Below are 21,350 nucleotides of genomic sequence, written 5' to 3' on the forward strand. Positions count from 1 at the left end.
TCACGAGCGGTAGCGGAGCGTTCTGTAAGCCAGTGAAGCCGTACCCGTGAGGGGCGGTGGAGGTATCAGAAGTGCGAATGCTGACATGAGTAACGTAAGGGGAGTGAGAGACTCCCCCGCCGAAAGACCAAGGGTTCCTGCTTAAAGTTAATCTGAGCAGGGTTAGCCGGCCCCTAAGACGAGGCGGAAACGCGTAGTCGATGGGAATCACGTTAATATTCGTGAGCCTGGAGGTAGTGACGGATCACACAAGTTGTCCAATCTTATCGGATTGAAAGGGCAGCGGAGTGGTTCCAGGAAATAGCTCCTCCTTATAGACCGTACCCGAAACCGACACTGGTGGTCTGGTAGAGTATACCAAGGCGCTTGAGAGAACTATGCTGAAGGAACTCGGCAAATTGCACGCGTAACTTCGGAAGAAGCGTGACCCTTTTTTGCGCAAGCAGAGGAGGGTGGCACAGACCAGGGGGTAGCGACTGTTTATCAAAAACACAGGGCTCTGCGAAGTCGCAAGACGACGTATAGGGTCTGACGCCTGCCCGGTGCTGGAAGGTTAAGAGGAGGGGTGCAAGCTCTGAATCGAAGCCCCAGTAAACGGCGGCCGTAACTATAACGGTCCTAAGGTAGCGAAATTCCTTGTCGGGTAAGTTCCGACCTGCACGAATGGCGTAACGACTTCCCCGCTGTCTCCAGCATAGACTCAGTGAAATTGAATTCCCCGTGAAGATGCGGGGTTCCTGCGGTTAGACGGAAAGACCCCGTGCACCTTTACTATAGCTTTACATTGGCATTCGTAGTGGCATGTGTAGGATAGGTGGTAGGCTTTGAAGCCTGGGCGCCAGCTCAGGTGGAGCCACCCTTGAAATACCACCCTTATCACTATGGATGTCTAACCGCGGCCCGTTATCCGGGTCCGGGACAATGTATGGTGGGTAGTTTGACTGGGGCGGTCGCCTCCTAAAGAGTAACGGAGGCGCGCGATGGTGGGCTCAGAACGGTCGGAAATCGTTCGCTGAGTGCAATGGCATAAGCCTGCCTGACTGCGAGACTGACAAGTCGAGCAGAGACGAAAGTCGGTCATAGTGATCCGGTGGTCCCGTGTGGAAGGGCCATCGCTCAACGGATAAAAGGTACGCCGGGGATAACAGGCTGATGACCCCCAAGAGTCCATATCGACGGGGTTGTTTGGCACCTCGATGTCGACTCATCGCATCCTGGGGCTGGAGCAGGTCCCAAGGGTATGGCTGTTCGCCATTTAAAGCGGTACGTGAGTTGGGTTCAGAACGTCGTGAGACAGTTCGGTCCCTATCTGCCGTGGGTGTAGGAATATTGAAAGGATCTGTCCCTAGTACGAGAGGACCGGGATGGACGGATCTCTGGTGGACCTGTTGTGGCGCCAGCCGCATTGCAGGGTAGCTATATCCGGACGGGATAACCGCTGAAGGCATCTAAGCGGGAAACCCACCTTGAAACGAGTATTCCCTGAGAACCGTGGAAGACGACCACGTTGATAGGCCGGGTGTGGAAGAGCGGCAACGCTTGAAGCTTACCGGTACTAATAGTTCGATCGGCTTGATCGTTCTCATTCCTAATATCCATCCGACAAAGTCGGATGGTCTGCCTGCGCTCACGCATGAGCGGCCCTTACGGGCCTATGCTCCGCGAGGGCGCCGGACGACCGGCGACGCGCAGTCGCGCTTGCGGGCTTCGCCCGTAGGCAAAACGCAGACGTCGCCTTGGCACAAAACGACGATCCTTTGGATCGCGCTTGAACAGCTTCTCGATTTGAACGTGCGTTTCGCCGACCTGGTGGTTATGGCGGAGCGGCTGCACCCGATCCCATTCCGAACTCGGCCGTGAAACGCTCCAGCGCTGATGGTACTTCGTCTCAAGACGCGGGAGAGTAGGTCGCTGCCAGGTCTGCCAAGCGCACGTTCATCTCACATCCGGATCCGGATGCAGACAAATCTTCTCCTTGCGATTGTTGTGATGCATGTCGTTGCCTCAAAACCGCTAACACTTTTGAGCGACATGCATTAGGCCCGCCAAACGGGATCCCGGGCCGCGCAAGCGGCCCTTTCATTGGGCGGTCCCTTGAATACGGTAAGCGCAAACTTACCTCTATGGTGACGCGGGGTGGAGCAGCCCGGTAGCTCGTCAGGCTCATAACCTGAAGGTCACAGGTTCAAATCCTGTCCCCGCAACCAATCCAAAAACGCCCGCCTCGTGCGGGCGTTTTTGTATCTGGCCATACTGGCCGGCTGATGTGAGCGGTCATCAGGCCCGCAAGCAGCGAACCGACGCAGCGCCGGCAGACAAGCCAAATCCTGTCCCCCACACCAATCCACGGCCCGCCAACGCAGGCCGTTTGCGTTTCGGCCCTACATTGCCCTCAAGCTCGACTCGACTTTTTGCTGCGATGGTCGCCCGGGCGTGCGTCGTCGGAACGATGCTCGAGGAGGAGAGCTTCGCCGTGCGCGTGGAAAGCACCACCGGGGCCTTCGTGGAGCCGGCGGTGCCGAAGTCGGCCTGATGGTGCAAAGCTTGCAAAGCTGAAGAGGCCAACCTCACCAAAGCGGTCGAAACGGCGCTGGCCTTGGCGGCTATAACGCGGCATTGCCGGACGCGTTTCGCGCATCGACGCTACCAGTTCATGTGCTGGCAGTGGGCCGCGTGTCGCAATGGGGCCCGCTCGCGGCGCCGACCGGTCATGAACCGGCGGCGACGTCCATGCGTTGTGTCTCAGCCGGGTGAGTTTGGAACAGCGAAGGAGTCGGAAATGACCACGCATCCCAGCACCAATCGCTTGTCCGCACAGGAGCTGCACGACATCGATGCCTACTGGCGTGCCGCCAACTACCTGACCGTCGGGCAGATCTATCTGCTCGACAATCCGCTGCTTCGCGAGCCGCTTCGGCTGGCGCACGTCAAGCCCAGGCTGCTTGGGCATTGGGGAACCTCGCCGGGCCTCAGCTTCATATACGCGCATCTCAACCGCGCGATCAGACTTCGCGATGTCAACGTCATTTACATCTGCGGCCCCGGCCATGGCGGACCGGCCATGGTTGCAAACAGCTATCTCGAAGGCACCTATAGCGAGATCAATCCGGATATTTCCCTCGAAGAGGCCGGAATGAGGACGCTCTTCCGGCAGTTTTCCTTTCCGGGAGGCATCCCGAGCCATGCCGCTCCCGATGTGCCCGGGTCGATCCATGAAGGCGGCGAGCTCGGCTACGCGCTTTCGCATGCCTTTGGCGCGGCCTTCGACAACCCGGATCTTATCGTCGCCTGCGTCGTCGGCGACGGCGAGGCGGAAACCGGCCCGCTCGCCACATCCTGGCACTGTAACAAGTTCCTCAACCCGGCGCAGGACGGCGCGGTGCTGCCGATCCTCCATCTCAACGGCTATAAGATCGCCAGTCCCACCATTCTCGCCCGCATCTCTGACGAAGAATTGCGGGCGCTATTCGTCGGCTATGGCTACGAACCGCTGTTCGTCGAGGGTGACGATCCGCCCCTGATGCATGAGCGGATGGCCGTCGTACTCGACGATGCGCTGGACCGCATCCAGGCAATTCAGCAGGCGGCGCGCAGCGGCGGAGAGACTGCCGACGGCCGGCCGAAATGGCCGATGATCATCCTTAGAAGCCCGAAGGGCTGGACAGGCCCCAAGGAGGTCGACGGGCTGAAGACCGAAGGATTCTGGCGCGCGCATCAGGTTCCGCTCTCCGGTCTCGCCGAAAACCCTGCGCATCTGAAGATGCTCGAGGAGTGGCTGAGAAGTTATCGGCCCGAAGAGCTTTTCGATGCCGAGGGCGCGCCAGTGGCCATGATCCGCGCCACTGCCCCGCAAGGCGGCAGACGCATGAGCGCCAATCCGCATGCCAATGGCGGCCTGCTGCGCCGCTCCCTCCAACTGCCAAGCCTGCAAGAGCATGCCGTATCTGTCCAGCAGCCCGGCGGCGTGAAAGCAGAGTCGACCCGTGTGATGGGCGGTTTCCTGCGCGACGTCATGGCATTGAACCAAAGCGCCAAAAACTTCCGCATTGTCGGTCCCGACGAGACGGCTTCGAACCGGCTGCAGGACGTCTTCGAGGTGACCGAGCGCGCCTGGATGGAAAAGATTCTGCCCGAAGATGTGCATCTCGGCCGCGAAGGCAGGGTTCTGGAAATCCTGTCCGAGCATACCTGTCAGGGCTGGCTGGAAGGCTACCTGCTTACCGGCCGGCACGGCCTGTTCTCCTGCTACGAGGCCTTCACGCACATTGTCGATTCCATGTTTAACCAGCATGCGAAATGGCTGGATGCCTGCGGCAAGCTGCCGTGGCGGCGGCCGATTGCGTCCTTGAACTATTTGTTGTCGAGCCATGTCTGGCAGCAGGAGCACAATGGCTTCAGCCATCAGGATCCGGGCTTCATCGATGTCGCCTTGAACAAGAAGGCGGACATCGTGCGCGTCTATCTGCCGGCGGATGCCAACAGCCTGCTTTGCTTGACGGATCATGTGCTTCGGACATGGAACCGCATCAACGTGATCGTCGCCGGCAAAGCCAATTCGTGGCAGTGGCTGTCGATCACCGAGGCGAAAGTCCACTGCAAGGCCGGTATCGGCATATGGGAGTGGGCGTCGACCGACGGCGGGGCAGAGCCGGATGTGGTGATGGCCTGCGCCGGCGACGTGCCGACGCTCGAGACGCTGGCCGCGGTCCAAATTCTGAAACGCCACGTTCCCGGCCTCAAGGTGCGGGTGGTCAACATAGTCGACCTGATGACTTTGCAGCCCAAGGAACACCACCCGCACGGCCTGTCGGATCGTGAATTCGACGCGTTTTTCACGGCCGATAAGCCAGTCATCTTCGCGTATCACGGCTATCCATGGACCATCCATCGCCTGACTTACCGGCGGACCAACCACGACAACATCCACGTGCGCGGCTACAATGAGGAAGGGACGACGACGACGCCCTTCGACATGACCGTCCTCAATGGCCTCGACCGCTATCATCTCGTCTTGGGCGTGCTCGACCGCATTCCCGACCCGGCCGGCGCGCATATCCGGCTGAAGCAGGCGATGGAAGGCAAGCTGATCGAGCACCGGGCCTATATCCGCGAGCATGGGCAGGACATGCCCGAGGTCCTCGGCTGGAAATGGGAGCAGTAGTCGATGCCGAAGCGCCAGGCCAAATGGACGAGCGCACGATTGGCCGGGACCGGCCGACCATGACCGATGCCATTCTCGTCCTCAACGGCGGCTCCTCAAGCCTGAAGTTCGCCGTGTTTCAGCAGCAAGACGAGCTTCACCTGCTGGTGCGCGGCAGCGTGTCGTCGATCGGACATCATCCACGATTGCATGTCGCGCCCTCAGAATTGTCACGCGAAATCGACAGGAGCCTGGGGGACGAACCGATCGGGATAGCAAAGGCGTTCGAGGCCATAGTTTCCTATCTCGAGGATCACGCTCTTTTGCGCCGGATCGGCACGGTCGGGCACCGCATCGTCCATGGCGGGCAAGAACTTACCCAAGCGACCTTGCTCGACGAGCGCACGCTCGACGCGCTGCATAGGCTTGAGCCGCTCGCACCGATCCATCAGGCGATCAACCTGGAGATCGTCCAACTGGCCGGTCGGCTTTTGCCCGAAGCCAAGCAGGTCGGTTGCTTCGATACGGCCTTTCACACGGCGCGGCCGGAGCTTGCCAGGCTCTATGGCTTGCCGCGAGAGATGTCGGAACAGGGCATCGTCTCCTACGGCTTCCACGGGCTCTCCTACAGGCACATCGCAGCGAAGCTCCGCGAGCGCTACGGCGACGCTGCCGGTGGCCGAACGATTGCCGCCCATCTCGGCAGCGGCGCGAGCCTGTGTGCGATGAAGGCAGGAGTAAGCCTCGCCACGACCATGGGTTTTTCGACGCTTGACGGCCTCGTCATGAGCACCCGTTGCGGCGCCATCGATCCTGGCGTGATCCTGCACCTTCTGCAGGAGCGCAAGCTGTCGGCCGACCGAGTGACCGAATTGCTCTACGAGCAGTCCGGCCTGCTGGGCGTATCCGGCATTTCCGGAGACATGCAGGCGCTGCTTGGGTCGAAAGACCCGGCGGCGGCGCGTGCCGTCGCGCTCTTCGTCTATCGCGCCGGACGTGAGATCGGATCGCTCGCGGCCGCGCTTGGAGGCCTCGACACGCTCGTGTTCACCGCCGGCATCGGCGAAAATGCATGGCAGATCCGGCAAGAGATCTGCGAGGCTGCTGCCTGGCTTGGTGTCGTGGTCGACCATGGTTTAAATCGCAGCGGCGAAGCGCTGGTCAGCGCGCGAGAGTCCAGCGTCGATGTTCTTGTCATTCCGGCCGACGAGGAACGTGCCGTGGCCACGCAGCTCCTCGACTTCGACCCCGCGGCAGGATCGCAGGGATCAGCTCGGTAACTGGCGCAGAGCTTCCGCTGAACCAGGACGAGCGTCGGGCGATCGGGCGTCGCGCGGGCCGTTTTCGTTCGCGTCACTTTCCCTTCAAGCTCGACTCGGCGATGGTCAGCCCGGCGCCTCGCTGCCCTATATCCGGCCGCGCGGCCAAATGCATAAGGAGCGGAAGATGCGGCAGGCACTGATCGTATGGGGCGGCTGGGAAGGGCATGAACCCGAAGCCGGGGCGCGCCTCCTCAAAGCGATGCTTGAGGAGGAAGGCTTTGCCGTGCGCTTGGAAAATACGACCGCGGTGTTCGCCGACCCGGCGATCGCCGACCTCAGCCTGATCGTGCCGATCTACACCATGTCCAAGCTCGCCAAGGCCGAAGAGGCGAACCTCACCAAAGCGGTCGAAAACGGCGTCGGCCTCGGCGGCTATCACGGCGGCATGGGCGACGCGTTTCGCGAATCGACGGACTACCAGTTCATGTGCGGCGGCCAGTGGGTTGCCCATCCCGGCAACATCATCGACTATCGTGTGAATATCGTGCGGCGCGACGACCCGATCGTGGCAGGCATCGACGATTTCCAATACCGCTCCGAGCAATATTACATGCATGTCGATCCATCGAACGACGTGCTGGCGACCACCACCTTCTCGGGCGAGCACGCGCCGTGGATCGCCGGCGTTGTCATGCCCGTGGTTTGGAGGCGCCGGCACGGCAAAGGGCGGGTGTTCTATTCGTCGCTCGGCCACGCGGCCAAGGAATTCGAGGTGCCGCAGATGCGCACCATCCTGCGCCGCGGACTTGTGTGGGCGGCGCGCTGAGCGCGCCCGTCGGTGCGGGCTGACGCCGGTGGCGGCCGGATTTCCCGAACCGAAAGCATCACCGACCCGCTCCTATGATCATGACAGATCGTATGAATGAGTGATTTACATAAGACGTAAGCTTTCATACAACTGCCGGCAGCAACTTGCTCTATCGGGAGAGGATTGCGTGGAAAATATCGTTCCTTCGGACGCAACCGGGTGGATGCCTTCGGTCGACCAGGGCGGCGCAAGCGTGCACAACGCCGTCGTCAGCGTGCTGGGCAGCCGCATCCTGGGCGGCGACTATGCTCCCGGTGCAGCCTTGCCGCGCGAGGAGGAGCTCTGCGCCATGCTGGGCGTCAGCCGCACCTCGGTTCGGGAAGCGGTCAAGGTGCTGTCGGCGAAAGGTCTTGTCGAGGCCAGGCGGCGGGCGGGCGTGCGCGTGCTGCCGCGCGACAGCTGGCGCCTGCTCGACCCGGTGGTGCTCGGCTGGCACCCTTCCATCCAGGATGACGAGGAGCTGGTTTCCGGCCTGCTCGAGGCGCGCCGCATCTTTGAGCCGGCGGCGGCCGAGCTTGCGGCAAGGCGCGCCAGCGCCGCCGATCTCGCCGAAATCGAACGCGCGGTCGTCGGCATGCGCGACAATATCCCGGGCGACCTCAACGCGGTCTGCCAGGCGGACCTTGCCTTCCACAAGGGCGTCATCGCCGCCAGCCATAATGTCGTGCTCAAGGGGCTGGTTGGCATGCTGGAAGCTGCCCTGCGCGCCACCTTCCTGGTCACCAATCCGTTGATGGAGGCGCAATCGCGCGCGCTGTCGGCGCATGTCGCGGTGCTGGAGGCGATCCGCGTCCGCGATACCGCCGGCGCCCGCGGCGCCATGAACAGGCTGCTTGACATCGCCGCCGACGATCTTCACGCCAGAGGGTGACGTTTCCGGCTTGACGCCATTTTTTATCATATGATATTCCAATTTCATATGATCTAATTAGCGTCATGGGAGGAGTTGCGCTTGAGGATCGTGGCCATCACCACGCGCGTCGTGAACGCGGATATGCGCAACTGGGTGTTCGTGCGTGTCGAGACCGACCAGCCGGGCCTCTACGGTTGGGGCGAGGCGACGCTGGAATGGAAGACCCAGGCCGTCGTCGGCGCCGTCAACGACCTCGCGCCGCTTCTGGTCGGCCGCGACCCGCGCGACATCGAGCAGGCGGTGCGCATCCTCAAAAAGCACTCGTTCTGGCGGCTCGGCGTCATCGGCATGTCGGCGGTTTCCGGCGTCGAGCTGGCGCTCTGGGACATTTTTGGCAAATGGCTCGATCAGCCGGTCTGGCGCTTGCTCGGCGGCAAGGTGCGCGACCGGGTCAAGGTCTACACGCATCTCGGCCTCGGCGACATGCGCGCCGTCTACGAGACGTTGGAGACCGAGCCGTTGGTGCGGCGCGCCTCCGAAGTGGTTGCCACGGGCTATCGCGCGCTGAAGGCCGTCTTCATCCCCTACAGCCACTATCATGCGCCGCTCGTCGAGGTCGACAAGGTCGGCCGCCTAATGGAGGCGCTGCGCAAGACAGTCGGTCCCGAAGTCGAGATCATGGTCGATTTCCACGGCCGTCCCGCCTCGGCCTCCACCGCGCTCGCCTATATCGACGCGCTTGCGCCCTACCGACCGATGTTCGTCGAAGAGCCGCTGCCGCCGGGCGAGACCGGCGCGCTGGCGCAGCTCGTCGCCAAATCGCGCGTGCCGATCGCCACCGGCGAGCGGCTGATCGATCGTCCCGAATTCGACGACCTTTTCAGGGCAAGGGCGGTCGACATCGTGCAGCCGGACATCTGCCACTGCGGCGGCCTGCTCGAGGCGAAGAAAATCGCCGCCATGGCCGAGGCGGTCTCGGTCGGTGTGGCGCCGCACAATCCGCTCGGTCCGATCGCCGGCGCTGCGGCGCTGCATTTCGCGGTCTCCACGCCCAACCACCTGATCCAGGAAGAGATGGTCGGTGCCGTGCCCTGGTATTTCGAGGTGGTGAAGGGGCCGATCCGCATGATCGACGGCTGCTGGCAGGTGCCGGATGCGCCCGGGCTCGGCGTCGAGGTCGACGAAGCGGTCGCCGACCGGCATCCCTACAGGCCGGAGGTCATGCACACCACCAATGCCGTCCTTGCCGACGGCACCATCGTGGACTGGTGACCATGGCCGGGCGTCTGAAGGACAAGGTGGTGATTGTCACCGGCGCCGGGCGCGGCATCGGCGAGGCGACGGCGCGCGCGATGGCCGCCGAGGGTGCGGCGATCGTCGTGGCCGAAAAGGATGCGTTCAGCGGAAAGAGCGTTGCCGGGTCGCTGGACGAAGCCGGCGCTCGGGCGCTGTTCGTAGAGACCGACGTCGCCGATATCGCATCCTGCAAAGCGATGGCCGAGCAAGCGGTTGCCGCCTTCGGCCGCATCGACGTGCTGGTCGCCAATGCCGGCATCAACGTTTTCCACGAACCGCTGGAAACCACGGAAGAGGAATGGCGGCGCTGCTTTGCCGTCGATCTCGACGGGGTGTGGTATTCGGCGCGCGCCGTGCTGCCGGCGATGCGGGCTCAGACGCAGGGTTCGATCGTGGCCATCGCTTCCTGCCATTCTTTCGCGATCATCCCCTCGACCTTCCCCTATCCGGTTGCCAAGCACGGACTGCTCGGCCTGGTTCGATCGCTCGGCATTCAATACGCGGCCGAGGGCGTCCGCGTAAACGCGATCGCACCCGGCTACATCGAGACGCAGATCGCGGTCGACTACTGGAACACCTTTCCTGATCCGCAGGCGGAGCGCCAGCGCACCTACGACCTGCACCCGCCGCGCCGCATCGGGCGGCCGGAGGAGGTGGCGATGACTGCCGTCTTCCTCGGCTCCGACGAGGCCCCGTTCATCAACGCGGCCTGCATCGTCATCGATGGCGGGCGCTCGGTTCTCTACCACGAATGAGGTTTCGCACCGGCGGCCGGTCGCCGGAAACGTCTTCAAGCAAAAAGACTCCCGCCGGCCGGGATCGATATTGAGGAGGAAACCATGAAACGCATGATCAGGACGTGGCTTGCTGTGGCCGCGACCGCAGCCGTCGCGCTGACGGTCCACGGCGCCGGCGCGCAGGACAAGATGAAGTTCGGCTATATCAACAAGATGGGCGACCATCCCTGGTTCGTCCGCGAGGTGAAGGGCGCCAAGGACAAGGCCGCCGAGCTCGGCGTCGACCTGCTTGTCCAGGACGTTCAGTTCGACGCCAACCTCGCCGTGACCACCTTCGACACCTATGTCGGCGACGGCGTCAAGGGCATCGCCGTGGTGGTGCCGGACCGCTCGCTCGGCCCGGTCGTCGCCGACAAAGCAAAGGCCGCCAAGATCGGCCTGATTGCTGTCGACGACGACATCGCCTTCGCCGACGGCACGCCGGTCGCTTATGTTGGCATGAACGCGCTCAACATCGGCAAGCAGGTCGGCGGCGAGATTGCCCGCATCGTCAAGGCCGAAGGCTGGGACAAGGACCTCTCCAAGGTTCGCGTCGGCTCGATCGAGGACCAGAAGGCCGACACCTGCATGCGCCGCAACAAGGGCGCGGAGGAAGCGCTGGTCGCGGCGATCCCGGAGATCAAGTCGCGCATCGTCTCGATTCCCTACGACAACACGATGGTCAACTCGATCGATGTCGTGTCGACGACGCTGACGGCCAATCCGGACGCCGAGAAGTGGATCTTCTACTCCTGCAATGACGACGGCGTGCTCGGCGGCGTGCGCGCCACGGAGAATGCCGGCATGAAGCCGGAGAACGTCATCGGCATCGGCATCGACGGTTCCCGCTCCTGCGAGGCCTTCGGTTCCGGCAAGCCGACGGGTTTCCGTGGCACGATGTGGCTGGACAGCGCCAAGCATGGCGCCGCCGCCATCCAGGCGCTCTACGACCAAGCCACCGGCAAGGAGATGCAGAAGGACTATTTCCAGGACGCCACGCTGATCAGCGGCGAGAACTTCGCCAAGTTCAAGGACACTCTCGGTTGCAAGTCCTAGGCTCCCTTTTGGGCTCGGAGCGGATGGCCTTTGGGCGGGCGGCTTCAAAGGTAGCCTCCCGCCCATGACCGTGCCCGTCGTTTCCGTCGAAGGCGTCAGCAAGCGCTTCGGCGCAGTGCAGGCGCTGCGCGACGTGTCGGTCGCTTTCAACGTCGGCGAGATCACCGCGCTGATCGGCGAGAACGGCGCCGGCAAGTCGACGCTGATGCGCGTGCTGGAGGGCGAGCATCGGCCGGATAGCGGCCGGGTTCTGGTCGACGGGCAGCCGGTGCAGCTCAGCTCGCCGCGCGCCGCACACGGCTCGGGCATCCGCGTCATCCACCAGGAGCCGGAGATCATCCCGGAGCTTACGGTGGCGGAAAACATCTTCATCGGCGACATCAAGGCGCGGGGCGCAATTTTTCTCGACCGCGCTGATCTCGAAAGGCGCAGTCTCGACCTGTTGCGCACCTTTGGCGTGGTCGACGTGCTTTCGCCCGGGCAGCGCTGCCATGGCCTGAGCCCGGCGCTGAGGCAGCTGATCGAAATCATGCGCGCGCTGCGGCCGGGCGCGCGGCTGCTTGCCTTCGACGAGCCGACCTCGTCTTTGACGGAGGACGAGGCGCAACGGCTGTTCCGCGTCATCCGGCGCCTGAAGGCCGATGGTGTCGCGGTGATCTACATCTCGCACCGGCTGCGCGAGATCATCGAGCTTGCCGATCGGTGCGTGGTGATGCGCGACGGCAGCCGCGTCGCCGACGAACCAATCGCGGCGCTCGACGAGCAGCGCATGGTGCGGCTGATGGTCGGCAGGCCGGTAAGCGACCTGTTCAACCGAAAAGTGCGTGCGCTCGGGCCGGTCCGGCTGGCGCTCGAAGGCGTCACGACACGCCGCGTCGACGGGATCAGCTTCGAGGTCAGGGCAGGCGAGATCGTCGGCCTGGGCGGATTGGTCGGCGCGGGACGGACGGAAGTCGCGCGCGCCGTCGTCGGCCTCGATCCACTGCTCTCCGGGCGGATGGCCGTCGGCGGCCGGCCTTACAGGCCGCGCGAGCCGGCGGATGCGGTTGCCGCCGGAATCGGGCTGGTGCCGGAGGACCGCAAGCAGGAGGCCCTGCTTTTGATGCAGGCGGTGCGCGACAATGTCAGCCTCGTGGTACCCGACAAGGTGTCGCGCTACGGCTTCTTCAGCCGCAGGCGCGAGCGCGCGCTGGTCGCCCGCCATGTCGCCGAGCTCCGGGTCAAGACGCCGTCGATCGAGCAGGCCGTCGGGAAATTGTCCGGCGGCAACCAGCAGAAAGTCGTCTTCGCGCGCTGGCAGGCACGGGGGCCGGCGGTCCTGATCCTCGACGAGCCGACGCGCGGCATCGATGTCGGCGCCAAGGCGGAGATCTACAGGCTCATCGAAAGCCTGGCCGACCAGGGCCTCGCCATCCTGCTCATCTCCTCGGAGATGCCAGAGCTGCTCGGCCTTGCCGACCGCGTCCTGGTCATGCAGAGCGGCCGCATCAGTGGCGAGCTGCCGTGGCAAGAGGCGAGCGAGGAGGCGGTGCTGGCACTGGCCATGCGCTCGGACAAGAAAGCAATCGAAAGGAGGGTGTCGTGACCGATACCGCGACCGCCGGACGCGAGCGCGCGCCGGCCAGCCTGTTTGGCCGCATCGGCGCGCAAAACATCAGCCTGCTGATCGCTCTGGTCGTGCTGCTGGCGATCTTTGGCGTGTTGAGGCCGGACGTCTTCTTCACGCCGCGCAACCTGATCAACATAGGCCTCGCGGTCACCATTCTCGGCATCCTGGCAATGGCGCAGACCGTCGTCATCGTATCGGGCGGGCTCGACATCTCGGTCGGGTCGATCGTCGGCCTGAGCACGATGGTGCTGGCCGTCGCCGCCCAGGAAACCGGCTCGATCCCCGCCGGCATCCTCGCCGGCCTGCTCGCCGGATTGCTGGCAGGCGCAGTCAACGGGCTGATCATCGTCTACGGGCCGGTCAATGCGGTGATCGCGACGCTTGGCACGATGTCGGCCTTCCGCGGCCTCGCCTATCTGATGAACAACGGCAATTCCATACCGATCACCGGCGACAGCCTGCGCGCGCTGGGCATCGGCACGCTGTTCGGGCTGCCCTTCGCCATCTGGCTGCTGATCGCGGCGATGGCGGCTTTCATCGTTTTCACCCGTGAGACGGTCGTCGGCCGCAACATCTACGCGCTCGGCGGCAATCCGACGGTGGCGCGGCTCGCCGGCATCCCGATCCGCCGCTACCAGATCTCGATTTATGCGATGAGCGGCTTCGCCGCGGCGGTGGCGGGTCTGGTGCTCGCCAGCCGCACCATGTCCGGACAGCCCGCCTCCGGCAGCCAGGGGCTGGAGCTCGAGGCTATCACCGCCGCGATCCTCGGCGGCTGCGCGCTGCAGGGCGGCAAGGGCACGATCATCGGCGCCATGTTAGGGGTGCTGATCATCGGCGTCCTCAACAACGGCATGATCCTGACCTCCGTGCCGACCTTCTACCAGCTGCTCGCCAAGGGCGCGCTGCTGATCCTGGCCGTCATCGTGCAAGAGCGCCAGCGGGCCCGGTCGGGAGAATAGCCCCGCGCGGGGTTAGACGCTTTCGAGATAGGTCTCGATCTCGAAGTCGCTGACATTGAGCGCGAAGGTGTTCAACTCCTGGCGTTTGCAGGCGATGAAAGCGTCGCGCAGCACGGCCGGGAAGATTTCGGCGACGCGCTTGCCGGTCTCGAAGGCGGCGATCGCCGAGGCCCAGTCAGGCGGCAGCTTGGCAAGCGTGAGGCCCTGTCCCTCGCCGCCGGTCGGCTCGCCAGGCGACAGCTGCCGCTCGATGCCCATCAGCGCGGCACCCAGGATCGCCGCCAGCACCAGATAGGGATTGGCGTCGGCCCCGGAAACGCGATGCTCGATGCGGCGCGCGGCAGACGGGCCGCCTGGAATGCGGATCGCCACCATGCGGTTTTCGTAGCCCCAGGCGACAGCCGTCGGCGCATAGGACCGTGGCCGCAGCCGGCGATAAGAATTGAAATGCGGCGCGAACACCAGCGTGCTTTCGGCCATGGCCGCGAGCAGGCCGCCGACGGCGTGGCGCATGGTGTCGGAGCCCTGGTCGCTGCCGTCGTCGAAGATGTTGCGGCCGTCCTTGTCGAGCACGCTGAAATGAACATGGAAACCGTTGCCGGCGCGCTCGCCATAGGGCTTGGCCATGAAGCAGGCGGCAAAGCCGTGCTTGCGCGCGATGCCCTTGACCGTGCGCTTGAAAAGCACGGCGTCGTCCGCGGCGCGCAAGGCATCCGGAACGTGGTTGAGGTTGATCTCGAACTGGCCGACGCCGTTCTCGGCGATCGCCGTATCGACCGGAATGCCCTGCATGCGGCAGGCTTCGTAGATGTCGTGGATGAAGCCTTCGAAATCGTCGATTTCGTCGATCGAAAGCGCCGCATCGGAATCGAGACGCCGGCCGGTGACCGGCGAGACAGGACCGACCGGACGCTGCGATGTCGGATCGACGAGATAGAATTCAAGCTCGGTCGCGGTAACCGGCGTCAGACCAAGCGCTGCGTAGCGGTCGAGGATGCGGGCGAGCGCGCGGCGCGGATCGCCGAGATAGGGTGCGCCGGCCTCGTCGGCGAGCCACAGGGGCAAAAGCGCCGTCGGATACGCCGTCCAGTTGACGGGCAGGATGCCGCGTCCGGTCCAATGGCAAAGCCCGTCGGCGTCACCGGTCGAGAAAACCTGGGCGTTGCCTTCGATGTCCTCTCCCCAGATGTCGAGCCCGATCAGCGAATAAGGCATGCGCAGCTTGCCTTCGAGCGCCTTGCGCGCCTGCTCGACCGGGATGCGCTTGCCGCGCATGATGCCGTTCAGGTCGCACACCGCGGCCCGCAGGCTCTGGATGTCGCTTCTGCTTTCAAGCCAGTTCAAAACGTCCGCAATTGCATCGCCCAATTTCCAGCCCCTGTTCTTTCGGAGGTGCTGCAGCCGTTCCGGCTACGATATCCATTCTACAGCTTGTGAGTTTATGAAGGTCGCCACGGATGGTTCCAGGCGATGTTCCTTCATTTTTTCAATTCACTAGCTGGGATATCGGGCGGCATTTTGGGTCCATAGCTGCGATCTGCGATCGCAACATAGCTGGCCGCTAGGGGAAAGCCAAGGGGGCATTTGCGCGGTCAACGGTGAGCTGGCTGCCGGTATCGTGATGGCCGAGGGCAATCCCTCGATCTACGCTGAGGCATTAGTGCCGCAATTCAGGAAACTTGATCTGTTTGAGAATGTGCGTCGCGCCCTCGTCGATGTCGCGCACGATGGCCGCGCGGGCTCGTTCGCCGTCCTGGACCTCGATCGCCGCCACGACCTCTTCATGATAGTCGATGCCGAGAATGCCGGCGAGGTCGTCCTCGAAGCCGATGCGCAGGTTGCGGAGGAAGGGGCCCACCTGCATCCACACGGTCTCGATCAGGAAGATCATCTGCTCGTTGCCGCAGTGGCGGTATATCGAGAATTTGAAGTCGTGATTCTTGCGCAGGTAGTCGTCGATGTCGCCGCTGCGGGCGGCCTGGGTGAGTTCGGCGCAATGACGGCGGATGGCGCGCAGGTTGTTGCCGTTGATGAGGCCGGTGGCGAGCTCAGTGGCCGTGCCTTCCAGGACCGTGCGCACGTCGGTGAGCTGCTGGAAACGGTCCGCCGAAATCATCGGCACCTCGACGCTGCCGTTCGGCATCGGGCTCAGCGCCCTGAGCGCCTGCAGCCGCATGAAGGCGCTGCGCACAGGCATGTCGCTGGTGCCGAGCTCCTTGGCGAGCTTGCGCGAGGTCAGCTTCTGGCCGGGCTGGAGCTGACCCGACATCAGCGCCCGCACCAGTTCCAGATAGACTTTCTCATGCAGCGGTACTGTGTCGAGGGCAGTCAGTCCGAATTGTGTTTTGTCGGCCATTGGCTATGCGCTACTTCGTCCGTCCCTGAAATCTGGTTTAGCCGCTCTGTCTGCAACCACGACACTTGGCCGGCGGCCTCGATCGCACGATAGACGGTTAACGCGCGGCGCCGCAAGTGAGGCAGGGGCGGCCTTCCCTGCCTGACCCGAACGGCGCCCCTGGGCATGCGCGCCGTGGAGCGGTTCCAGTTAGCTGGAGACGCACTATCCGATGCGCGCGTCGATGATCTCGACGAAGCGCGCGAAGAGGCCGGCCTGCGACTTGATCTTGAGCTTGCGATAGATGTTGCGGCGATGGACCTTCACGGTCCCTGGGACGATCCTGAGCGCCCTGGCGATCGATTCCGTCGAGTGACCCTGGAGCACCAGGTCGACGACCTGTTTCTCGCGCGAGGTCAGCGACAGGCTCTTCCAGATGTGGGCGCGATCCAGCTCATTGGTCACCGCCGCGGCTTCGCCCGGCGGCGCAACCGTGGTCTCTTCGGCAGGCAAGGCTGGCCAGCGCTGTCGGCAGAAGCCGACCACCGCGGGAGCCATGTCGCGCAACAGCCTGGCGTCGGCTGTTCCGAACGGCCCCGAGGCGCGCAGCCGCATCAGCGACAGCACCAGCGCATCCTTGCCGGCCAGCGGAACGAAGAAGCCGACCTCCTCGGCGAGCCGGGTCTGGCTGTAGTACGAGCGGTAGTACTCGCTGGCATAGAAGCGGTCCGGCGCCAACTCGCGCATGCGCCAGAAGCCTTCCCTGCGCTCGACCGCGGCGTGATGGAAGGGGTCGAGCAGATAGGGCCCTTCCTGATAGAGCGCGACGAAGATGTGGCTTTCGGCCGGCGAGAAGGTCTCGAACAGAAGCGGCGGCCGCGCAGCACCCCGATAGCCGAAGACGACGCAGTGATCGAAGCGGACATGCCCGCGCAGCCAGCCGACGATCGCCTTGCCGAAATGATCGCCGGTCTCGCGCGCCGCGGCAATCACGGCGCCGAGCGCGTTGTAGTCGTCGCTGCGGGAGGCGCTCAATTCATACCCCTCGAAATGCTAAGATCAATTAAATATACCACCCGCGAGGTATATACTAGGCGCCATTGGCTCTGCTAGCTTTGCAAAGATTGCCTCACGCTGTCGCTGGAGCCCGTGGCTTGACTGCAGTGCCCGATATCGAGTTTCGCGCGGTCACCAAGCGCTACGGCGCCGTCACGGCGGTCAGCGGCATCGACCTTGCCATCCCGCCCGCGGCCTTCGTCGCCCTGCTCGGACCATCCGGCTGCGGCAAGACGACATGCCTGCGCATGATCGGCGGCTTCGAGCAGCCGAGCGAGGGCCAGGTGCTGATCCGCGGCCGCGACATGGCCGGAACGCCGCCTTACCGGCGTCCGGTCAACATGGTGTTCCAGCAGTACGCGCTGTTTCCGCATCTCGATGTCGAGGAGAACATCTCCTACGGACTGCGCCAGGCAAGGCCGCGTCTGTCGTCGCGCGAGATCAGCCTGAAGGCAGGTGAGGCGTTGGCCATGGTGCAGCTTGCGGGCTACGGACGCCGCCAGATTCACGAGCTTTCCGGCGGCCAGCAGCAGCGCGTCGCGCTCGCCCGGGCGCTGGTCAACAAGCCTGCGGTGCTGCTGCTCGACGAGCCGCTGGCGGCGCTCGACAAGAAGCTGCGCACAGACATGCAGATCGAGCTGCAGAACCTGCAGCGCGAAATCGGCATCACCTTCGTTCTGGTCACCCACGACCAGGAGGAGGCGCTGTCGATGAGCGACTTCGTGTGCGTCATGAATGGCGGCCGCGTGGTGCAACTCGGCCAGCCGAGCGAGATCTATGACGAGCCGGCCGATCTGTTCGTTGCCGATTTCGTCGGCAAGACGAATCTGCTCAGCGGCAAGGTGGCCGGGCTCTCCGGCGACCTCGTCGATGTGGCGCTCGCCGACGGCACGGTGATTTCGGCGCGCAAGCGGGTACCGCTCAGCCGGGGCGAGGCCGTATCCGTCAGCCTTCGGCCGGAATCGCTCAGCCTCTCGGCGCCCGGAGGCGGCGGCCTCAAGGGCATTGTCCGGAACCGCATCTTTCTTGGCTCGACCGCGGAATACGCGATCGAAGTGCAGGGCATTGGATCATTGCTTACCAAGGCCGATCACGTGACTGGCCGGGGCAACCTTTTCAAGCCGGGCGAACCCGTCGCCATCGGCTTCGCCGCCGGAGCGCCGCTGGCGTTTCCGCAACCTAAGAACAACGGGACCAACCAGAGGGAAGACCAACATGTCAAAATCCTATCGTGACGGACTGCCGATAAGCCCCGAAAAATTCGTCGACCAATTGATGCGCCTGAAGCGCGGCTCGATCAGCCGGCGCGACTTCCTCGGCCTCACCGGCCTCGGTGTCGCGACCGCGGTGATGGCGCGCGAGCTCGGCATCAGGCCGACACCGGCCTTTGCTGCCGAGAACCTCGGCGACCGCATGTCTATCGCCACCTGGCCGAACTATCACGACCCGCAGACCTTCGAGAACTTCAAGGCCGAGACGGGCGTGGCCGTCGAGGTCAACGTCTTCGGTTCGAACGAAGAGATGCTGGCCAAGCTGCAGGCCGGCGGCTCGGGCTGGAGCCTGTTCGTGCCGACCAACTACACCATCTCGACCTATAAGAAGCTCGGCATCATCGAGCCGCTGGACATGGCCAAGCTCGGCAATTTCGACGGCAGCAAGGAAGATGCCCGCTTCACCGCGGAAGGCACGATCGACGGCACGATCTACGCCGTGCCGAAGAACTGGGGCACGACCGGCTTTGCCGTCAACACCAAGAAGCTCGCCAAGCCGATGTCGAGCTGGAAGGAATTCTGGGACACGGCCATGGCGGAAGGCGACGGCCGCACCATGGTGCATGACTACCAGCTGACCACGATCGGCAATGCGCTGAAATATCACGGCTACTCGTTCAACTCGCTGAAGCAGGACGAGCTCGCCAAGGCCGAGGAACTGCTGCTCAAAGTCAAGCCGCATCTCTTCGCGGTGTCGAGCGACTATCAGCCGTCGATGCGCTCGGGCGACGCCTGGATGACGATGTGCTGGACCAATGACGGCGCGCAGCTTCATCGCGATATTCCTGAGATCGCCTATGTGCTCGGCAAGGAGGGCGGCGAGATCTGGACCGACTTCTACGCCATCCCGAAGGACGCGCCGAACAAGCCGGCCGGCTATGCGCTGCTCAACTACCTGATGAACCCGAAGGTCGCCGTCAAGGAGCATCTGGCCAATGGCGCGCCTTCGACCGACGCGCGGGTCAATGCGCTGCTGCCGAAGGAGGTGCTCGAGAACCCGATCCTCTATCCGGCCGCCGAGCTTCTGAAGCCGCTCGAGTTCGGCGCCGCCGCGACGCTCACCGATCCGGGCCGCGCCGAGCTGATGGCGCGCTTCAAGGCCGCGTGAATCAGGGCATCAACTCCGGTCAAGTTCTTACCGCCGGCGGGCAGAGGCCCGCCGGCGCCGAAGCGGCTTTTTCAATGCGCGGCAGTCTCCTTCGCAAAAATCTCCTGACCGCCCTACTGCTCGCTCCGGCGACGCTGTGGCTCGTCGTGTTCCTAGTCTTGCCGTTCGTCGCCATCGCCGTCTTCAGCGTCGGTGAGCGGGCACCCGAGGGCGGCTACCAGGCAGCGTTCACCTTCGCTCAATATGCCAACCTGCCGGCACGGGCGACCGCCTTCTGGAACACGATGGTGCTGGCGCCGGTCGGCGCGCTGGCCTGCCTCCTCGTTGCCTATCCCGTCGCCTATTACCTGGCGCTGCGCGCGCCGCAGCGCTGGCGGTTGATCCTGCTCGCGCTGATCGTCATCCCGTTCTGGACCAGCCTTCTGATGCGCACCTATGCCTGGATGTACATCCTTGGCGGGCGCGGCATTCCCGCCCTGCTCGCCTATATAGGCATCGAGGATCTCAGGCTGATCAACACGCCTGGCGCCGTGCTGCTCGGCATCGTCTATGGCTATCTTCCGCTGATGATCCTGCCGATTTATGTCAGCCTCGAACGGCTCGACCGGCGGCTGCTCGAGGCGTCCGCCGATCTGGGTGCTACGCCGCTATCGACCTTCCTCGGCGTCACGCTCCGGCTGTCGCTGCCGGGCGTGATGACCGGCTTCTCGCTGGTGATGATCCTGCTGCTCGGCGAGTATCTGATCCCGACGCTGCTTGGCGGCGGCAAGGTGTTCTTCATCGGCAACGCCTTGGTCGACCTCTTCTTGCAGTCACGCAACTGGCCGTTCGGATCGGCGATTGCCATCACGCTGGTGCTGGTCTCGGTCGTGGTGCTGATCATCGCCAACCGCCTCTCGACCCGGCTTTCGGGCGCCCGCCGCGTGGACCTAATCTGATGCGCGCCTTCGTCGTTGCCGTCTTTGCCTTCCTTTATCTGCCGATCGCGCTGGTCGTGCTGTTCTCGTTCAATGCCGGCCATCACGCCAGCGAGTTCACCGGCTTCTCCGAGCAATGGTACGGCAAAGCGCTGTCGAACCCGTTCCTGGTCGAGGCGCTGAAGAACAGCCTGTTCATCGCGACCACCAGCGCGCTGCTCGCGGCTTTCTGCGGCACGGCCGCGGCGCTCGGGCTGCAGCGTGTCGGCGCGCGGACAAGGGGCGTGTTCGACGCGTTGCTGGGTGCCGCGATCGTTGTGCCGGGCGTCGTCATTGGCATTTCGACGCTGGTGGCCCTGGTGCAGCTCTTCGCCGTCGTCAATCCGTTCCTCGCTTCGGTTTGGCCGACCGACCAGCCGCCGCGCCTGGCGCTCGGCTACGGCTCGATCATCGCCGCGCACGGCCTGTTCTCGATGGCGCTGGTGACGATGATCGTCGGCACGCGGCTCAGCAGCCTCGACCGCAACCTGGTCGAGGCCTCGAGCGATCTCTATGCAACACCGCTGACGACGTTCCGCTCGATCGTGCTGCCGCAGATCATGCCGGCGGTGATCGCCGGCTTCCTGCTCGCCTTCACCTTCTCCTTCGACGACTTCATCATCGCCTTCTTCGTCGCCGGCGCGCAGACGACCTTGCCGATCTATGTCTTTGCCTCGATCCGACGCGGCGTGACGCCGGAGATCAACGCCATCGCGACGATCGTGCTCGCCGCCTCGGTGCTGCTCGTCCTGCTCGCGCAATGGCAGCTCGGCCGACGAAAACCATTGCCGTGAAAGACAGA

General features: G+C 63.9%; 16 protein-coding genes, 1 tRNA gene and 2 rRNA genes (1 of these 19 cut by a window edge). 16 read left to right on the forward strand and 3 right to left on the reverse strand.

Annotated features, from left to right (window positions below):
* The 12 genes from P9230_RS15650 to P9230_RS15705 all read left to right on the forward strand — a co-directional run.
* Window positions 1-1,580, forward strand: a 23S ribosomal RNA gene (locus tag P9230_RS15650) (it extends 1,349 nt beyond the left edge of the window).
* A 225-nt stretch (window positions 1,581-1,805) separates the two neighbouring features.
* Window positions 1,806-1,920: ribosomal RNA gene (rrf, locus tag P9230_RS15655) — 5S ribosomal RNA — on the forward strand.
* 210 nt (window positions 1,921-2,130) lie between these two features.
* A tRNA-Met gene (locus tag P9230_RS15660) sits at window positions 2,131-2,207 on the forward strand.
* 572 nt (window positions 2,208-2,779) lie between these two features.
* Window positions 2,780-5,161: a phosphoketolase family protein gene (locus P9230_RS15665; RefSeq protein ID WP_278119809.1), complete on the forward strand. Its 2,382-nt coding sequence runs from the start codon at window positions 2,780-2,782 to the stop codon at window positions 5,159-5,161.
* Between the two features lie 59 nt (window positions 5,162-5,220).
* Complete coding sequence (locus P9230_RS15670) at window positions 5,221-6,420, forward strand: acetate/propionate family kinase (RefSeq protein WP_278119811.1); 1,200 nt, start codon at window positions 5,221-5,223, stop codon at window positions 6,418-6,420.
* Between the two features lie 166 nt (window positions 6,421-6,586).
* On the forward strand, window positions 6,587-7,228 hold the full coding sequence (locus tag P9230_RS15675; RefSeq protein ID WP_067319633.1) for a ThuA domain-containing protein: 642 nt from the start codon (window positions 6,587-6,589) through the stop codon (window positions 7,226-7,228).
* Between the two features lie 169 nt (window positions 7,229-7,397).
* Window positions 7,398-8,141: a FadR/GntR family transcriptional regulator gene (locus P9230_RS15680; protein ID WP_082953630.1), complete on the forward strand. Its 744-nt coding sequence runs from the start codon at window positions 7,398-7,400 to the stop codon at window positions 8,139-8,141.
* A gap of 90 nt (window positions 8,142-8,231) precedes the next feature.
* The gene (gene dgoD / locus P9230_RS15685) at window positions 8,232-9,395 is read left to right on the forward strand and encodes a galactonate dehydratase (RefSeq protein WP_278120035.1); all 1,164 of its coding nucleotides are present in this window, start codon (window positions 8,232-8,234) and stop codon (window positions 9,393-9,395) included.
* A gap of 2 nt (window positions 9,396-9,397) precedes the next feature.
* The gene (locus tag P9230_RS15690) at window positions 9,398-10,174 is read left to right on the forward strand and encodes an SDR family oxidoreductase (RefSeq protein WP_278119813.1); all 777 of its coding nucleotides are present in this window, start codon (window positions 9,398-9,400) and stop codon (window positions 10,172-10,174) included.
* An 84-nt stretch (window positions 10,175-10,258) separates the two neighbouring features.
* On the forward strand, window positions 10,259-11,251 hold the full coding sequence (locus P9230_RS15695; protein WP_082953661.1) for a substrate-binding domain-containing protein: 993 nt from the start codon (window positions 10,259-10,261) through the stop codon (window positions 11,249-11,251).
* A 64-nt stretch (window positions 11,252-11,315) separates the two neighbouring features.
* Window positions 11,316-12,836 (forward strand): sugar ABC transporter ATP-binding protein, encoded by a 1,521-nt coding sequence (locus P9230_RS15700; RefSeq protein WP_278119815.1) that lies wholly within the window; start codon window positions 11,316-11,318, stop codon window positions 12,834-12,836.
* Entirely contained in the window at window positions 12,833-13,822 is a 990-nt protein-coding gene (locus P9230_RS15705) for an ABC transporter permease (protein ID WP_082953629.1), read from the forward strand. Before P9230_RS15700 ends, P9230_RS15705 begins: the two co-directional genes overlap by 4 nt.
* A 12-nt stretch (window positions 13,823-13,834) precedes the next feature.
* Here the strand turns inward: P9230_RS15705 and P9230_RS15710 are convergent, their stop codons facing one another.
* The 3 genes from P9230_RS15710 to P9230_RS15720 all read right to left on the reverse strand — a co-directional run bounded on the left by P9230_RS15710 (window position 13,835) and on the right by P9230_RS15720 (window position 17,192).
* Window positions 13,835-15,190 (reverse strand): glutamine synthetase family protein, encoded by a 1,356-nt coding sequence (locus P9230_RS15710; RefSeq protein ID WP_278119817.1) that lies wholly within the window; start codon window positions 15,188-15,190, stop codon window positions 13,835-13,837.
* Window positions 15,191-15,479: 289 nt separating this feature from the next.
* Window positions 15,480-16,178, reverse strand: a complete 699-nt coding sequence (locus P9230_RS15715) for a GntR family transcriptional regulator (protein WP_066990043.1) — start codon at window positions 16,176-16,178, stop codon at window positions 15,480-15,482.
* A 204-nt stretch (window positions 16,179-16,382) separates the two neighbouring features.
* Window positions 16,383-17,192 (reverse strand): helix-turn-helix transcriptional regulator, encoded by an 810-nt coding sequence (locus tag P9230_RS15720; RefSeq protein ID WP_278119820.1) that lies wholly within the window; start codon window positions 17,190-17,192, stop codon window positions 16,383-16,385.
* A 119-nt stretch (window positions 17,193-17,311) separates the two neighbouring features.
* Between P9230_RS15720 and P9230_RS15725 the strand changes: the two genes are divergently transcribed.
* From P9230_RS15725 to P9230_RS15740, 4 genes are all read left to right on the forward strand, one after another.
* Entirely contained in the window at window positions 17,312-18,448 is a 1,137-nt protein-coding gene (locus P9230_RS15725) for an ABC transporter ATP-binding protein (protein WP_278119822.1), read from the forward strand.
* Window positions 18,429-19,592 (forward strand): spermidine/putrescine ABC transporter substrate-binding protein, encoded by a 1,164-nt coding sequence (locus P9230_RS15730; protein WP_095800622.1) that lies wholly within the window; start codon window positions 18,429-18,431, stop codon window positions 19,590-19,592. The genes P9230_RS15725 and P9230_RS15730 overlap by 20 nt, the downstream gene beginning before the upstream one ends.
* A 74-nt stretch (window positions 19,593-19,666) precedes the next feature.
* Entirely contained in the window at window positions 19,667-20,530 is an 864-nt protein-coding gene (locus P9230_RS15735; protein ID WP_095823603.1) for an ABC transporter permease, read from the forward strand.
* Window positions 20,530-21,342 (forward strand): ABC transporter permease, encoded by an 813-nt coding sequence (locus P9230_RS15740; RefSeq protein WP_127335397.1) that lies wholly within the window; start codon window positions 20,530-20,532, stop codon window positions 21,340-21,342. Before P9230_RS15735 ends, P9230_RS15740 begins: the two co-directional genes overlap by 1 nt.
* The last annotated feature ends 8 nt before the right edge of the window (window positions 21,343-21,350 follow it).

The organism is Mesorhizobium sp. WSM4887 (assembly GCF_029625865.1).
Classification (GTDB): Bacteria; Pseudomonadota; Alphaproteobacteria; order Rhizobiales; family Rhizobiaceae; genus Mesorhizobium.